Below are 14,158 nucleotides of genomic sequence, written 5' to 3' on the forward strand. Positions count from 1 at the left end.
GTTCCCCGCGCCCCTAACGGGGGCGCAGTCACCCGCCCCGCGCCCACGCGAGCTACGGCACGTGGACCCACTGGGCCTTGCTCGGGGTGCCCTGGTCGTCGGTGACGAACAGCATGTACCAGCCCGATTCGACCAGGCTCTTCTCCTCGGGAATCGTCACCGTGACGCCGTCCGCCGACTTCTTCAGGTCGAGGGCGACGGACGTCTGGTCGATGTCGGTGACGTGCGTCGAGGCGCTCGGCCTGATCAGGCGGGCCGTCTTGATGGACGAGGCGTGCTGCGTCCGATACGTCCCCGAGCCACCGCGCTTGATCTCCTCGGGACCGCCGGTCAGCGTGGGCTGCGAGCCCTGGTAGAGGTACGGCGGCGTGTAGATCTCGATGCGCTGCTCGAACTCGCCGGGCTTGGTGTTGGCCTTGTCGGAGTAGAGCGAGTCGGAGCCGAAGAACATCACGCGGCCGTCGGGCAGCAGGATCGAGCCCGAGTGGTAGTTGCGGCCGACCTCAGGGTCCGCGACCCGCCGCATGTTGCCGGTCTTGGCGTCGTAGATCCGCGCCTGCTTGATGTTCGAGTCGCCGCGGCCGCGGTAGTCCTCCGAGCCGCCGGAGATGAGCACCGTGTCGTCGGGCAGGGTCGAGGCCTGCGGGTAGCGCGTGCCCTTCTCCAGCTCGGGGCCGTCCTCGAACCTCGGGTTGTCGTCCAGGAGGTCGACGATGCGGGTCTTCTTGCTGGACTTCTTGGACTCGCCGACACCGCCGCCGCCGACCACCATGTACTTCTGGTCCTGCGCGGGCGGCAGTTCGACCGTGTTGGAGGTCTCCAGGAGATTCGGGTCGCTCATCCCCGGGATGCCCTTCCAGCTGCCCTTCTTCTCCAGGTCCCAGGTGCCGGGCTTGCGGCCGACGTCGTCGGGGCCGTAGCCGGCGTTCGAACCCGAGTAGAAGAGCCTGCCGCTCTCCAGCTGGAACACGGCGGGGTAGGTCGGGAACTGCCGGACCTGCTTGGTGTAGGTCCACTTCTTCGTCTTGGGGTCGTAGACCTCGTTCTTGCCCGGGACCAGCTGGCCGATCTCGTCGAGGCCGGAGAGGCTGAGCACCTTGCCGTCCGAGAGCGTGGTCAGCGTGGGGTACCAGCGCGCCTCGTTCATCGGGTCGACCTTGATGTACTTCTCGGCGACCGGGTCGAACTCGAAGGCGTCCTTGATCCCCTGGAAGTCCTTCTTGTCCAGGGCGAGCTTCTGCGCGATGCCGTACGTGTTGCGGGTGGCGGCGCCCTTGAGGCCCTGCACGCGGTAGTTGTCCTGCGTGCCGGTCTCGTGCTTCGAGCCGCTCTTCTGCGCCTCCACGTACACCCGGCCCAGGCCCGGTTCGTTGCGGACGAACGCGCCGGTCGCCTTGTCGAAGACCTTCTTGGCGCGCTCGACGACGACCGGGTCCTTGGACACGAACGTCTTGCCGTTCTTCTTGCCGGTGAACTTCGTGCCCGCGGGCAGCGTGATCGGCTTGTCCGGGTCTTCGTTGTGCACCACCATCAGGCCGCCGGCCTTGGTGATGTCGCCCTTGAGCTTCTCGTAGCGCTGGGTGCCGCCGGCTATCAGGAGATTGCCGTTGGCCAGCTGCGTGTGGCCGGTGCAGAAGAGGTCGACGGGCGTCTTGATCTTCTTGATCGTGTTCTTGACCGGGTCCCACAGGCGGGTGTCGAACTTCTTGGCGTCGAAGTTCTTCTGGTTGTTGCCGGAGCCCGCGACCAGAAGGATCTTGCCGGTGTGCAGGAGCGCCGCGTGGATCGTGTTCTGGCGGTACTCCTCGGGGAAGTTCACGACCTGCCAGTGACCGTTGTCGGCCTTGTACTCCGGCTTGTTGATCTTGTAGTCGTGGTACTTCTCCGAACCCACGCGCCACAGCCACGGGCCGTTCATCCCGGCCAGCGCTATGACCACCGCCGCGCCTATCGCGATGCGGCGGGCGCGGCGGCGGCTGGAACGGTCCTTCATTTCTTACGTCCCCCAAGGGCGATCTGCATGGTCTGGTCGTTCGCTGCCCAGCTGGGCTTCTGCTGAGGCGCGTGTGGCGCCTGCGAAGGCTGATGCGCCTGTGGCAGCTCCGCCGTGGCGTCGCGCTGCTGCGGCACCGTCGGGCCCCCGCCCGTGGGCGGTCCCGCATTGCCTCCCCCGTGCCGCGACTTGCTCTTCTTCTTGTCCTGCCGCATCCCCCACCGCCACGCGAAGATCGGCGCGGCCGTGATCAGCAGGGCGAACGTGGCCCAGATGATCATCGCCGGGTGGACGTGGTCGAAGACGAACGCGGCGGCCATCGAGCCGGCGAAGACCAGGATGAAGAACAGGTGGATCCGGAACGTGCCGAACAGTGTGTCCGGGCTGGCCGAATCGCCCTTGGGCGTCACCACGAACTTGCTCTTGCGGCGCAGCACGGCGTCCAGGAGGGAGCGCGCGTAGACCGGCGCGGACAGCGCCGACATCACCATGCCCGCGATACCGCCGGAGCCCTCGGGCTCGTGCGGCGAGACGTTGTGGCGGCGGTTCCAGATGTAGAGGCCGATCTGCAGCGCCGACGCGTTGCCGTACAGCATCAGCCAGATCGTCGGGTCGATGTTCACGCCCGATGCGCCCATGCCCAGGAACAGCGCGCAGGAGAGCGCGGCCAGGATCCAGTTCATGGCGGACATCGGGTAGAAGATGACCATCATCGTGTAGTTGAAGAGGCGGCCGGGCGGCAGCGAGAACGGCGCCTTCCAGAACTGCTTGAGGATGGTCTCGTACGTACCGCGCGACCACCGCAGCTGCTGCGTGAAGAAGTCCGTCCAGGCGTTGGGGCCCTCGCCGACCGCGAGCACGTCCGGCGTGTAGACCGACTTCCACTTCTTGCCGGTCCGCGGGTTCGTGGCGCGGTGGATCTCGAAGCCGGTCGCCATGTCCTCGGTGATCGAGTCGTACAGACCGCCGATCTGCTTCAGCGCGCTGATGCGTACGGCGTTGCTCGTGCCGACGAACATGGGGGAGCCGTACGCGTTGCCCGCGCGCTGGATCAGGGCGTGGAAGAGGAACTGCTGGGACTCGGCGGCCTTGGTGATGAAGTTGTCGTAGTTGCCGTAGACCTGCGGGCCGATGACGAAGCCGACGTTCTCGTCGCGGAAGAAGCCGAGCATCCGCTCGAGGTAGTTGGGCATCGGGATGTGGTCGGTGTCGACCGATGCGAAGTAGTCGTAGTCGTCGCCGTGCGCGTCCAGCCAGGCGTTGTAGTTGCCGTGCTTGGTCTTGGCGCGGTGCGGGCCCTTGCTCATGTTCCACTTCGCGATGCCCTTGCGGGAGAAGTGGTGCACGCCGAGCCGTTGGCAGACCTCCTTGACGGCGGGGTCGTCGCCCTCGTCGAGGAGCCAGACGTGCATGAGGCCGCGGTGGCGGATCTTGACGGCCGCCTCCAGCGTCTTCGTCACCATCTCGAGCGGCTCCTTGCCGGGCACGAAGGAGGTGAGGAAGGCGACGCGGGTGCCGGTCTCGGGCACCACGGGGATCGGGTCACGGGCGACGAGCGTGGCGTGCGCGTTCGACAGCACGTTCATGCAGCGGAAGAACTCGATCAGGCCGATGGATATGAGCATGACGATGTCGAGCGTGGGCAGCCAGTCGTTGGCGACGTAGTCGCGCTTCGTCCAGTGCGTCGGCTGGAGCAGCCAGGCGAGCAGTACGAGGGAGAGCAGCGGTGCGGCGCCCAGCATGAGCGCGGCTCTGATCCGGTGCGGCTCCTGCGAGAGCAGGGAGCGGTACTGCACCTTGTACGGCTTGGTCGGATCGGGCTGCGTGAGCGGCCCCGCGAGACGGCTGTAGTGCTCGTAGTCGTATCTCGGCAGGGCCTTCTTTATACGTCGGAACCCGCCCGTACGGTGCGACGGCACCCGCAGCTGGGTCGTCTCTGACGGGTCGTTCGGCCGGGCGCCCGTCGGCGTCGACGTCATGAGTCATCCCCCCGCACGCGGTCCCCCGCGTGTTCGTTGGTCCTTCCGTCCGGCTCGGTCCCCCGACCTTCACGGACGCATCAGTGGCAGGCCACCGTCCCCTTAGACATGGAACAGCTACCTTCCGGTTGCATGATGCCCCCCTCGGCATCCATTCATGAAAGGGGCCCCCGCCCCTTCCCCCGTGGGCACCGGTCGGGCCCCCCAACTGCCCCGCACCGCCTGCCTCATGAGAGCCAATGGCTCCAGCACAAGGTTCTACGCCCCTAGCCATGATCGCAAGAGCGAAACAAGGTGTTTACCGGTCATACGAGAGATTTGAGTTGCCTGTTGAGACAGGAGCACTCAACCGCGTTCGAATATTACCGAAGTGTTCCCGTATCGCCCGCTCGGCCCGGAGCACATCGCCGGATCGGACCGCGTCGAGGATCTCCCGGTGCTGGCGACAGGTGACCTTGGGGTCCTGCGGCACGTCCACGAGGTCGGTACGTACCTTGTTGAAGGCGTCCCAGAACGCTTCGAGGACCTCGCCGAGCAGCGGATTGCGCAGACAGCGGTAGAGAGTGGCGTGAAATGCACGGTCGGTTTCGGTGTGAACCGCCGCCGGCCGGCCGCTTCGGCCCTCGCTCGCCGCCGTCTCGCTGTCCATCCGGTCGACGATCGCGTCCAGTTCGGCCAGGTCTTCGGCCGGGATGCGGCCCGCGAGACGGGCGATGAGACCGGTCTCCACGGCCTCCCGCAGCTCCAGGAGCTGGAGCAGGCTGTCCTCGCCGCGGTAGTGCCCTGCCACCGTCCGGAACGTCAGGCCCTCGATCATGGGAGCCATCGACATGGGGCCGACATATGTGCCGAAACCGTGCCGGATTTCCACGATGCCCATCGCCTGTAGTGCCTTGAGGGCCTCTCGCACGGAGTTCCGACTGACGCCGAGGCGTTCCATCAGTTCGGGCTCGGTGGGCAGAGAGGCGCCGGAGGGCAGCCGCTGGTCGATGATGAGCTTCTTGATCCGCTCCTGTATGTCGCGCGCCATGGCGCAACGGTAGCGGTAGGAACACGGGTATCGACCCTGCTCAGGAACACGGGTGTCGCCCCGGCCCGGGAACCACGAAAGCCCCCCGCGTGAACGGGGGGCCTTCGCTGTCTGTGCGCCGTCAGGGACTCGAACCCCGGACCCGCTGATTAAGAGTCAGCTGCTCTAACCAACTGAGCTAACGGCGCCTGCTGACCTGGAGAACTCTACCGGACGCGGACGGGTGCTCCGGACCCTCTGGGAGCTTCGGGTGCTCGGGGCGGCACTCGGCCGGGGTTCGAGCGGGCTTTGCTCGGGGCGGGCCCGGGGCGCGGCGGGGACGTGAATGCGGGGCGGATCCATCATTCGGACCGTCAACATGCGATATCGCCCGACAGTTGAGAAGCTGACGACTGTGCAGATGCGACGCAGGCATTCTTTCCTGGAGTGTGAGGGGAATCGCATGGAGGGTGCTCCGGTATTCGAGGAATTCGATCCCGAGAGCGACTGCGACTGCCCCGGATGCATTCACTGGCGACGAGCCATGACTCACGCACTTCCCGTACGGCAAGGTGGCCACCCGGCGGCGCACGGCGCGCGCCGCGCCCTCGTCATCGCCGCAGCGGCGGGCACCGTGCTCGGCGGCGGGCAGGTTCTCCCGGCGGCGGCGGCCCCCGGCGCCGGCCACCATCCGGCGCGGCCACCTGGGACTCCGGCGGACGAGGATCCGGGCCCCGGCAGCCCGCAGGGCGACACGAGCGCGTTGCACGGAGCGCCGGGCAGGCCCGGGACCCCGGGCCCCGCGGCGTCGGCGGCGCGGAGCACGACGCGGGCCGAGATCATCGCCCGCGCCAAGAAGTGGGTCGCGGCGAAGGTGCCGTACAGCATGGGGGCGTACTGGTCCGACGGCTACCGGCAGGACTGCTCGGGCTTTGTCTCCATGGCCTGGAATCTCGGCGGCAATGAATGGACGGGCAGTCTCTCCTCGTACGCGGTGCGCATTACGAAGGCCCAGCTCCAGCCCGGCGACATCCTTCTCTTCCATAACCCCGCGAACCCCGAGAAGGGGTCGCACGTGACGATTTTCGGCGGCTGGGCGAACGCGGCGCACACGCAATACACCGCGTACGAACAGGCCCGTCCGCACGCCCGTAAGCAGACCACTCCCTATGCCTATTGGAGCAATGGGAACCGCTATCTGGCGTACCGCTACAAGGGAGTGACGGAGGGCACCCCGGGCGGCTCGGGGCCGGGCACGGGGACGCGCTACCCCGGCGCGGGCTCGTTCGGCCCCGGCGCCGACAACAAATACGTGACCCAGCTCGGCAAGGCCCTGGTCGGCAGAGGCGGCGCCCGCTTCTACAAGACGGGGCCCGGCCCGCGCTGGAGCGACGCGGACCGCAGGGCCACGCAGGCGTTCCAGCGGGCGCAGGGCTGGAGCGGCGGGGACGCGGACGGACTGCCGGGCCCCACGACCTGGTCGTACCTGATGACGGGCAAGGGGCGCGACATCCCCGGCGCGGGGTCGGGCGCGGGCGGCGGCGCGCAGGGCAGGGCGCCCGCGTACCCCGGCAGGGGAGTGTTCCGCCCCGGCCAGTCCAGCCCGTCGGTCGAGAAGCTCGGGAGGCAACTGGTGAAGAAGGGCTTCGGCAGGCACTACGCCCAGGGGCCGGGCCCCCGCTGGAGCGAGAGCGACCGCCGCAACGTCGAGGCGTTCCAACGCGCGCAGGGCTGGCGGGGCGCGGCGGCGGACGGCTACCCGGGCCCCGAGACCTGGCGGCGGTTGTTCGCATGAGCCTGATGAGGAGAGCGGCGCGCGTGGGATGCGGGCAGGAAGGTGACCGGGTTGCGGGTGTGGCCGGGGCACGAGTCGGGCCGGGGCAGGAAGGTGACCGGGTTGCGGGTGTGGCCGGGGCACGAGTCGGGCCGGGGCACGAACGTGACCGGGGCGCGGTTGTGACCGGGCCAGAAGTGGGACCGAGGCACACATGTGACCGGGTTGCGGATGAGACCGGGGCACGAATCGGACCGGGGCACGAACGTGACCGGGGCGCGGTTGTGGCCGGGGTGTGGATCGGGTCGGGATGTGACCGGGGTGGGGATGAGACCGAGGTACGTATGAGGCGGAGGCAAGGATGAGTGCGACAGCGGCTTCACGGTCACAGACCCCCCAGCCCGAGGACCCGAAGGCCGTCGGCGCTCCGGAGCCGGTCGCCCGCCCGCCGCGCCTGATCCAGAGCGAGGCGACCACCGAGATCCCCATCCACCTCCTCTTCCGCGACGACCCCGCCGAACCAGGGGTGTCCCTTGCGCCCGCCGTCGTGCGGCGCAGGCAAGGGACGGGCGAGCAGCCGCGCACCGCCCGGCGCCCCGCGCCGCCGGTGGCCGCCCGCCCCCTGCCCGTGGTCGACCCGGCCCTCGGCGAGCGGCCCGCCCGGGTGCTGCCCGGTGCGGTCGGGGTGCTCGGCGGGGCCGCGGGCGTCGCCGGGTGTGCGGCCTCGCTGGGATGGGCCGGGGTGCTGCCCGAGTCGGTGGCGCTGGCGGCCGGGCTGCCCTGGGCGGACGGGTACGGCGGCTACGACGCGTACGCCGGGCTCGGCCTCGCGCAGTGGGCCTCGCTCGCCGCCTCGGGTGCGCTCGCCCTGTTCGGGTTCGGGGGTCTGGCCCGGGGCCGGGTCGGCACGGCGTGGGTGCTCACCCTCTTCGGGCGCTACCGCGGCAGCGTCCGCCGCACCGGACTGATGTGGGTCAACCCACTCCTCCTGCGCCGCCGCGTCGACGTACGCCTGCGGCACTGGCGCAGCGAGCCGATGCCTGCGGTGGACCGGGGCGGGGTCGCGCTGCGGGTCGTCGTCCTCGTCGTGTGGCGGGTCAAGGACGCGGCGCGCGCGACGCTCGGCGTCGCCGACCACCAGGAGTATCTGCGCGAGTGCGTCGAGGCGGCGACCGCCCGCGTCCTGTCCCGGCTGCCCGCCGACGCCTTCCACGACGACACCCCGACCCTGCGCGACGCCGACGCCGTCGGTGACGCGCTGACCCGGATGCTCGCGGTGGAGGCCGAGCCGGTCGGCATCGAGATCTTCTCCGCCCAGCCGACCCGCATCGAGTACGCCCCCGAGATCGCCGACACCATGCGCCTGCGCCGCGTCGCCGCCCTGGACGCACGGCACCGCGACAGCGTGCTCACCTCGGTGGTGGACTCCGTCGAGGACACGGTGACCCGGCTGACCACCCGCGGCCTGGTCGAGCTCGACGACTACGAGCGCAAGGCCTTGGTCAAGGACCTGACGGTGGCGTTCTATACGGGGCATGGAGACCGATGACAGCGCCCGAACCGACCGTGCCCCCAGCCTCGCGGACCTCGCCCGGGACGCCTGGAGCCTGACCGCCGACCGGCCCCGCACCCTCCTGGGGATCGCGGGGCCGCCCGGCGCGGGGAAGTCGACGTTCGCGCGGGCGCTGGTGGAGGCGGTCGGCGAGGGCGCCGCGTATCTGCCGCTCGACGGTTTCCACCTCTCGAACGACCAGCTGGAGCGCCTCGCCCTCACCGCCCGCAAGGGTTCGGAGCCGAGTTTCGACGTCCGGGGATACGTCGCGCTCCTCACCCGGGTCCTCGACGACACCGGGCACGACATCTACGTACCCGATTACGACCGCACTCTCCACGAGCCGGTTTCCGCCCGGCACCGGGTCCCGCCGAGCGCCCGTCTCGTCGTCACCGAGGGGAACTATCTCGCCTGCGATCTGCCCGGCTGGCGCGACGCACGGCGGCTGATGGGGGAGTGCTGGTACGTGCGGGCACCTGCGGAGGTACGTCAACTGCGCCTGATCGAACGGCAGTTGGCGGGCGGCCGGACGGCCGACGGGGCGGCGGCGTGGGTGGCGACGAACGACGGCCCCAACGGTGACCTCGTGGAGAAGTCGCGCGAACGCTGCGATCGGATCGTCTCCACTATTGGTATGGACATGTTCAACTACCGCCCATAATCTGGGCTTGGTCTAGACCGCAGTACCCACTGCACCCACTGCACCCGCAGTGCCGCAGCGCGCGCACGGCTCACGGAACCCCCACGTTTCCCCCTGGAGCGGCAGCATGCGAAACAAGAAGATGTACGCGGCCATGCTCGGCGCCACCACGTTCGGGGCCCTCGCGCTCTCGTCCGGTGGCGCGAGCAGCCACGGCTACACCGACCTGCCGGCCAGCCGCCAGATCAACTGTGCCAACGGCACGGTGAGCGGCTGCGGTTCCATCCAGTACGAACCGCAGAGCGTCGAGGGCCCCAAGGGCTTCCCGGCGTCCGGTCCGGCCGACGGGAAGATCTGCTCGGCGGGCGTCGGCGGCTTCGACTCGCTCAACCAGCCGAAGGCGCCGGGCGGCGGCGCCTGGCCGACGACCAGCGTCAGCGCAGGTCAGAACTACACCTTCCGCTGGCAGTTCACGGCACGGCACCGCACCACCGACTTCAAGTACTACATAACCAAGCAGGGTTGGGACGAGAGCAAGCCGGTCACTCGGGCCGCCCTCGACACGACCCCGTTCCTCAACGTCCCCTACAACGGCCAGCAGCCGCCCGCCACGCTCTCGCACTCCGGGGCGATCCCCGGCGGCAGGAGCGGACATCACGTGATCGTCGCGGTGTGGACCGTCCACGACACGGCGAACGCGTTCTACGCCTGCTCCGACGTCAAGTTCTGAGCAGGGCTTGAGGCTCCACGGCGCTCCCCACGGGTAGGTTCTGCGCACGCCGTCCACGACCAGGACGGTGTGCGCGGAACGGCATCGATCACCGGGGGGCAGTTGTGGAGTTCATGTTTGTCGTGGTGCCTGTGGCCATCGGCGCGGTGGCGATCGTGATGGCGGTCAAGGTGGTCAGGCGCTCCCTGGAGCTGCGGCAGGCGTGGTCGAGCGGGCTGACGGCCGAGGGGCGCTGCCTGCGTACGTACACCACGACCAGCAGTCGCAGCGACAGCGGCCACACCACGACCACGCTGCACCACGTCTACGAGTTCACGCCATCCGCGGGGCGCCCCCTCAGGTTCGAGGAGGAGAACGGCCCCGCGACGACCGTCGAGGGCGACTTCGTCACCGTGCACTACGCGGCCGACCGCCCCGAGAAGGCGACGGCGCACGAGCCGAGCCCCTTCAAGAACGCGGCGGGCACGGTCGCCACCCTCTGCTTCCTCGGCGTCGTGCTCGCCTTCTGCGTCTTCTTCATGGTGTCGGCGAACGACCTGTTCGGGTCAGAGCTCCCGTAGACACCCTCCCTATCTGACGGCCCATCAATTATGGTGCGCGGCCATGAAGTCCACCGGGAGCACCGTCGCGGAACTCGTGCGGGCGCGCTGGGGCGACCACCGCCCCGGACTGCGCTTCGAGCACCAGGAGCTGACCCACCACCAGGTCGCAGCGGGCGCGGCGGCGCGGGCGGCGCTCCTCGCCGACCTGCTGCCGAGAGGTGCCGAGCCGCACGTCGGCGTGCTGCTCGACAACACCCCCGAGTACCCGCTGTGGCTGAGCGCGGCGGCGCTCGCGGGGGCGGCCGTGGCGGGCATCAACCCCACGCGCAGGGGCGCGGAGCTGGCCCGCGACATCGTGCACACCGACTGCGCGGTCCTGATCACGGAACGGGCCCATCTCCCGCTCCTGGACGGCCTGCAACTCCCGGGCCTGCGCATCCTGGTGACCGATACGCAGGCGTACGCGGAACTCCTGGCGCCCTACGCGCAGGCTCACCCGGAGATATCGCGATCGGCGACGCCGACGAGCCGCATGCTGCTCTACTTCACCTCCGGCTCGACGGGGGCGCCCAAGGCCGCGATCTGCAGCCAGGGCCGCCTGGCGGCGGCGGGACAGTCGCTGGTCGGCCACTTCGGCCTCGGCCCGGAGGGCGTCCACTACATCTGCATGCCGATGTTCCATGGCAACGCGGTGATCGCGGACTGGGCGCCCGCGCTGGCGGCCGGGGCGGGGGTGGCGCTGCGGCGCCGCTTCTCGGCCTCGGCGTTCCTGGACGACGTACGGGCGCACGGGGCCACGTACTTCACGTACGTGGGAAGGGCGGTGCAGTACGTCCTGGCTACGCCGGAGAAGGCCGACGACACGGACAACCCCCTCCACCTGGGCTTCGGCACCGAGGCCGGGGCGGTGGACGCGGCGCGCTTCGAGAAGCGGTTCGGGGTGCGCCTGGTCGAGGGGTACGGCTCCTCGGAGGGCGGGGCGGCGATCCAGCGGGCGCCGGGGACGCCGGCCGGGGCGATCGGGCGGGCGGCGCCGGGGGACGAGCTGGCGGTGGTGGACCCCGTGACGCGGGAGGAGTGCCCGCCCGCCGTCTTCACGGAGGACGGCCGGCTCCTGAACGGGAAGTCGGCGATAGGGGAGTTGGTGAACAAGGGCCGGACGCCCTTCGAGGGGTACTGGCGCAACGCGGAGGCGGACGCGGCGCGGCTGCGGGACGGCTGGTACTGGACGGGGGATCTCTTCTACCGGGACGGGGAGGGGTTCCTCTACTTCGCGGGGCGTACGGACGACCGGCTCCGCGTGGACAGCGAGAACCTGGCGGCGGCGATGATCGAGAACATTCTGGCGCGGTGGGAGGGGGCGGTGGCGGTCGCGGTGTACGCGGTGCCGGACCCCGTGGCGGGGGATCAGGTGATGGCGGCGGTGGCGCCCCGGGCGGGGGTGGCTTTCGACCCCTTGTCCTTCGCGGAATTCCTGCTGTCCCAGCCGGACTTGGGCACGAAGATGGCGCCGCGGTTCGTGCGGGTGGTGGAGAGGATGCCGGTGACGGCGACGAACAAGGTGGCGAGGGCGGTTTTGCGGGGGGAGGGGTTTCGCTGCGGGGATCCTGTGTGGTGGCGGCCTGCCCCCGGGGCGGGGGCGTATCACCGTCTGACGCCGGACGTGGAGACTGCCCTGCTGGACCAGTACCGGGCCCAGTCCCGTGAGGGGCTGCTGCCGCCGGCGCCGGTGCCGTCTCCCGGGCCTCTCCCGCCCACCCGCCCGTAACTCCGCATCCGCCCCTTGCCGAACGGGCCTCTCCCGCCCACCCGCCCGTAACTCCGCATCCGACCCTGGCCGAACGGGCCTTTCCCGCCCACCCGCCCGTAACTCCGCATCCGACTCTGGACGAACAAGCCTTTCCCACCCACCCACAGACCGGACCCGCAGCCCGTGCGGCACCGCCCCCGCATACCGTGGCCCCCATGGTCAGGGAAAGCGTCTGGGTGGGGGTTCGGCGGCGGGGGTATCTGGGGTCCAGTGCGCCCTGGAGGGGCGTCGGGTATCTCCTCGGGGGTGTGCTGCTGGGGATTCTCCTGCTTCTCTGTGGGCTTGTTGCCGTTAGCGTCAGTGCCGCCCTCGCCCTCCTCCTCGTAGGGCTGCCCCTCCTCGCCCTGCTTCCCCTTGCCGGAATCCCCGTCGCCGCCCTCGAACGGCGTCGGCTCGCCCTCGTCGATCCATCCGGTGCTCCCAGTCCCCACCGCACCCCCGAAGCTCCCGGCATCCCCGCCTGGTTCACGCTTCGGTTCACGGAGCAGGCCACCTGGCGCGAGTTCGCGTACGCCGTGCTGCTCGCGCTCGTCCTGTGGCCGCTCGATCTCCTGGTGCTCATCTGCACCCTCGGCGGCCCCGCCGTCCTCATCGCCGCCCCCGCCCAACTGGCCCTCGACGGAGGCGAGATACGCGCCGCCAAGCTCTGGCTCGTCAGTGGCTATCCGCACGCCTTCGCCCTCGCACTCCTCGGCCTCGCCCTCCTCGCCCCGCTCCTCTATCCCCTCGGCGCCTACGCCACCGCCCGAGCCGCCCTCGCCCGCCTCCTCCTCGCCCCGCGCGAGGCCGAGGCGGCCACCCAACTGGCAGAGGTGACCCGCTCCCGGGCCCGCCTGGTCGACGCCTTCGAGGCCGAGCGGCGCCGCATCGAGCGCGACCTGCACGACGGGGCCCAGCAGCGCCTCGTCGCCCTCACCATGGCCCTGGGCCTCGCCCGGCTCGACGCCACCCCCGGCAGCCCCCTCGCCGGCCGGCTCGCCACGGCCCACGACGAGGCGGGGAACGTCCTCACGGAGCTGCGCGAACTCATCCGCGGCATCCACCCCCAGGTCCTCGCCGACTACGGCCTCGCCGCCGCCATCGAGGACGCCGCCGAACGGTCCCCCGTTCCCGTCGACACCGACCTCGACGGCCTGCCGCGCCTCCCCGAACCCGTCGAGTCCGCCGGGTACTTCACCACCCGGGAAGCCCTCACCAACATCGCCCGCCACAGCGAAGCACCCCGCGCCCGCATCAAGGCCCGACATCAGCACGGAACCCTCCGCATCGAGGTGCGGGACGAAGGCAAGGGCGGCGCCGACCCCTCCCGGGGCAGCGGGCTGACCGGGCTCGCGGACCGGATCGCCGTGCTCGATGGCACACTGACGGTCACCAGCCCGCCCGGCGGGCCGACCGTACTGTCCGTGGAGATCCCGTGCCGAGCCCAGCACTCCCCAGCACTCACCGCCGACTGAGCATCGTCGTGGCCGAGGACAGCGTGCTGCTCCGCGAAGGTCTCATCGGGCTGCTGACCCGCTTCGGGCACGACGTACCGGCCGCGCTCGGTGACGCGGAAGGGCTCCGCGTCGCCGTCGACGCGCACGACCCCGACCTTGTCCTCACCGACGTACGCATGCCGCCCTCCTTCCAGGACGAAGGCCTGCGCGCCGCCCTCGCCCTGCGCGCCGAACGGCCCGAGCTGCCGGTCCTCGTGCTCAGTCAGTACGTGCAGCGTTCGTACGCCGCCGAGCTCCTGGACACCGGCGACGGCACCGGCGTCGGCTATCTGCTCAAGGACCGCGTGGGCCAGGTCGAGCAGTTCGCCGACGCGGTGACGCGGGTCGCGGACGGCGGCACGGTCGTGGACCCGGAGGTCGTACGGCAGTTGCTCAGGCGCCGCCGCGACCCCCTCGCCCAGCTCACGCCGCGCGAGCGCGAGGTCCTCGGCCTGGTGGCCGAGGGCAGGTCGAACGGCGCGATCGCCGCCGAACTCGTCGTCAGCGAGGCCGCGGTGGGCAAGCACATCGGCAACATCCTGGGGAAACTCGACCTGCCGCCCGCGGACGGCACCCACCGCAGGGTGCTCGCGGTCCTCGCGTACCTGCGGGCCTGAGCCCGGAAAGCCCGGCAAGCCCCGGAAAGCCCCCGGA

At 70.3% G+C, this 14,158-nt stretch carries 11 protein-coding genes and 1 tRNA gene; 8 read left to right on the forward strand and 4 right to left on the reverse strand.

The genetic code is table 11. From position 1 onward, the window contains the following. Positions 1 to 52 precede the first annotated feature (52 nt). From ACIGXX_RS19220 to ACIGXX_RS19235, 4 genes are all read right to left on the reverse strand, one after another. Entirely contained in the window at positions 53 to 1,993 is a 1,941-nt protein-coding gene (locus ACIGXX_RS19220) for a kelch motif-containing protein (protein ID WP_351164711.1), read from the reverse strand. After that, positions 1,990 to 3,972: a glycosyltransferase family 2 protein gene (locus tag ACIGXX_RS19225; protein ID WP_399977086.1), complete on the reverse strand. Its 1,983-nt coding sequence runs from the start codon at positions 3,970 to 3,972 to the stop codon at positions 1,990 to 1,992. Before ACIGXX_RS19225 ends, ACIGXX_RS19220 begins: the two co-directional genes overlap by 4 nt. Before the next feature lie 298 nt (positions 3,973 to 4,270). Beyond that, positions 4,271 to 5,002 (reverse strand): FadR/GntR family transcriptional regulator, encoded by a 732-nt coding sequence (locus ACIGXX_RS19230; RefSeq protein ID WP_399977089.1) that lies wholly within the window; start codon positions 5,000 to 5,002, stop codon positions 4,271 to 4,273. A gap of 114 nt (positions 5,003 to 5,116) precedes the next feature. Continuing rightward, positions 5,117 to 5,190: transfer RNA gene (locus ACIGXX_RS19235), tRNA-Lys, on the reverse strand. Between the two features lie 254 nt (positions 5,191 to 5,444). Here ACIGXX_RS19235 and ACIGXX_RS19240 point away from each other — a divergent pair. The 8 genes from ACIGXX_RS19240 (at position 5,445) to ACIGXX_RS19275 (ending at position 14,121) form a co-directional block, all read left to right on the forward strand. Beyond that, positions 5,445 to 6,776, forward strand: coding sequence for a peptidoglycan-binding protein (locus ACIGXX_RS19240; RefSeq protein WP_351164708.1), 1,332 nt, complete (start codon positions 5,445 to 5,447; stop codon positions 6,774 to 6,776). 340 nt (positions 6,777 to 7,116) lie between these two features. Then, entirely contained in the window at positions 7,117 to 8,304 is a 1,188-nt protein-coding gene (locus ACIGXX_RS19245; protein ID WP_399977093.1) for an SPFH domain-containing protein, read from the forward strand. After that, the gene (locus ACIGXX_RS19250; RefSeq protein ID WP_351164706.1) at positions 8,291 to 8,968 is read left to right on the forward strand and encodes a nucleoside/nucleotide kinase family protein; all 678 of its coding nucleotides are present in this window, start codon (positions 8,291 to 8,293) and stop codon (positions 8,966 to 8,968) included. Before ACIGXX_RS19245 ends, ACIGXX_RS19250 begins: the two co-directional genes overlap by 14 nt. Positions 8,969 to 9,074: 106 nt before the next feature. Continuing rightward, positions 9,075 to 9,677, forward strand: coding sequence for a lytic polysaccharide monooxygenase (locus ACIGXX_RS19255; protein ID WP_351164705.1), 603 nt, complete (start codon positions 9,075 to 9,077; stop codon positions 9,675 to 9,677). Positions 9,678 to 9,802: 125 nt separating this feature from the next. Then, positions 9,803 to 10,237 carry a DUF3592 domain-containing protein gene (locus tag ACIGXX_RS19260; protein ID WP_399977098.1) on the forward strand — a complete coding sequence of 145 codons (435 nt, stop codon included), beginning with the start codon at positions 9,803 to 9,805 and terminating at the stop codon, positions 10,235 to 10,237. Between the two features lie 43 nt (positions 10,238 to 10,280). Further along, the gene (locus ACIGXX_RS19265; RefSeq protein WP_383822473.1) at positions 10,281 to 11,987 is read left to right on the forward strand and encodes an AMP-binding protein; all 1,707 of its coding nucleotides are present in this window, start codon (positions 10,281 to 10,283) and stop codon (positions 11,985 to 11,987) included. A 197-nt stretch (positions 11,988 to 12,184) separates the two neighbouring features. Then, the gene (locus ACIGXX_RS19270; protein ID WP_399977101.1) at positions 12,185 to 13,483 is read left to right on the forward strand and encodes a sensor domain-containing protein; all 1,299 of its coding nucleotides are present in this window, start codon (positions 12,185 to 12,187) and stop codon (positions 13,481 to 13,483) included. 2 nt (positions 13,484 to 13,485) lie between these two features. Beyond that, complete coding sequence (locus ACIGXX_RS19275) at positions 13,486 to 14,121, forward strand: LuxR C-terminal-related transcriptional regulator (RefSeq protein WP_399977591.1); 636 nt, start codon at positions 13,486 to 13,488, stop codon at positions 14,119 to 14,121. The last annotated feature ends 37 nt before the right edge of the window (positions 14,122 to 14,158 follow it).

The sequence above is a fragment of the Streptomyces sp. NPDC055243 genome (assembly GCF_044544025.1).
Classification (GTDB): domain Bacteria; phylum Actinomycetota; class Actinomycetes; order Streptomycetales; family Streptomycetaceae; genus Streptomyces.

Excerpts from the sequence above, each read along its gene's own strand:
- ACIGXX_RS19270 (WP_399977101.1), top strand. The coding sequence starts at position 12,185 with ATGGTCAGGGAAAGCGTCTGGGTGGGGGTTCGGCGGCGGGGGTATCTG.
- ACIGXX_RS19220 (WP_351164711.1), bottom strand. The coding sequence starts at position 1,993 with ATGAAGGACCGTTCCAGCCGCCGCCGCGCCCGCCGCATCGCGATAGGC.
- ACIGXX_RS19240 (WP_351164708.1), top strand. The coding sequence starts at position 5,445 with ATGGAGGGTGCTCCGGTATTCGAGGAATTCGATCCCGAGAGCGACTGC.
- ACIGXX_RS19265 (WP_383822473.1), top strand. The coding sequence starts at position 10,281 with ATGAAGTCCACCGGGAGCACCGTCGCGGAACTCGTGCGGGCGCGCTGG.
- ACIGXX_RS19225 (WP_399977086.1), bottom strand. The coding sequence starts at position 3,972 with ATGACGTCGACGCCGACGGGCGCCCGGCCGAACGACCCGTCAGAGACG.
- ACIGXX_RS19230 (WP_399977089.1), bottom strand. The coding sequence starts at position 5,002 with ATGGCGCGCGACATACAGGAGCGGATCAAGAAGCTCATCATCGACCAG.
- ACIGXX_RS19255 (WP_351164705.1), top strand. The coding sequence starts at position 9,075 with ATGCGAAACAAGAAGATGTACGCGGCCATGCTCGGCGCCACCACGTTC.
- ACIGXX_RS19250 (WP_351164706.1), top strand. The coding sequence starts at position 8,291 with ATGGAGACCGATGACAGCGCCCGAACCGACCGTGCCCCCAGCCTCGCG.
- ACIGXX_RS19245 (WP_399977093.1), top strand. The coding sequence starts at position 7,117 with ATGAGTGCGACAGCGGCTTCACGGTCACAGACCCCCCAGCCCGAGGAC.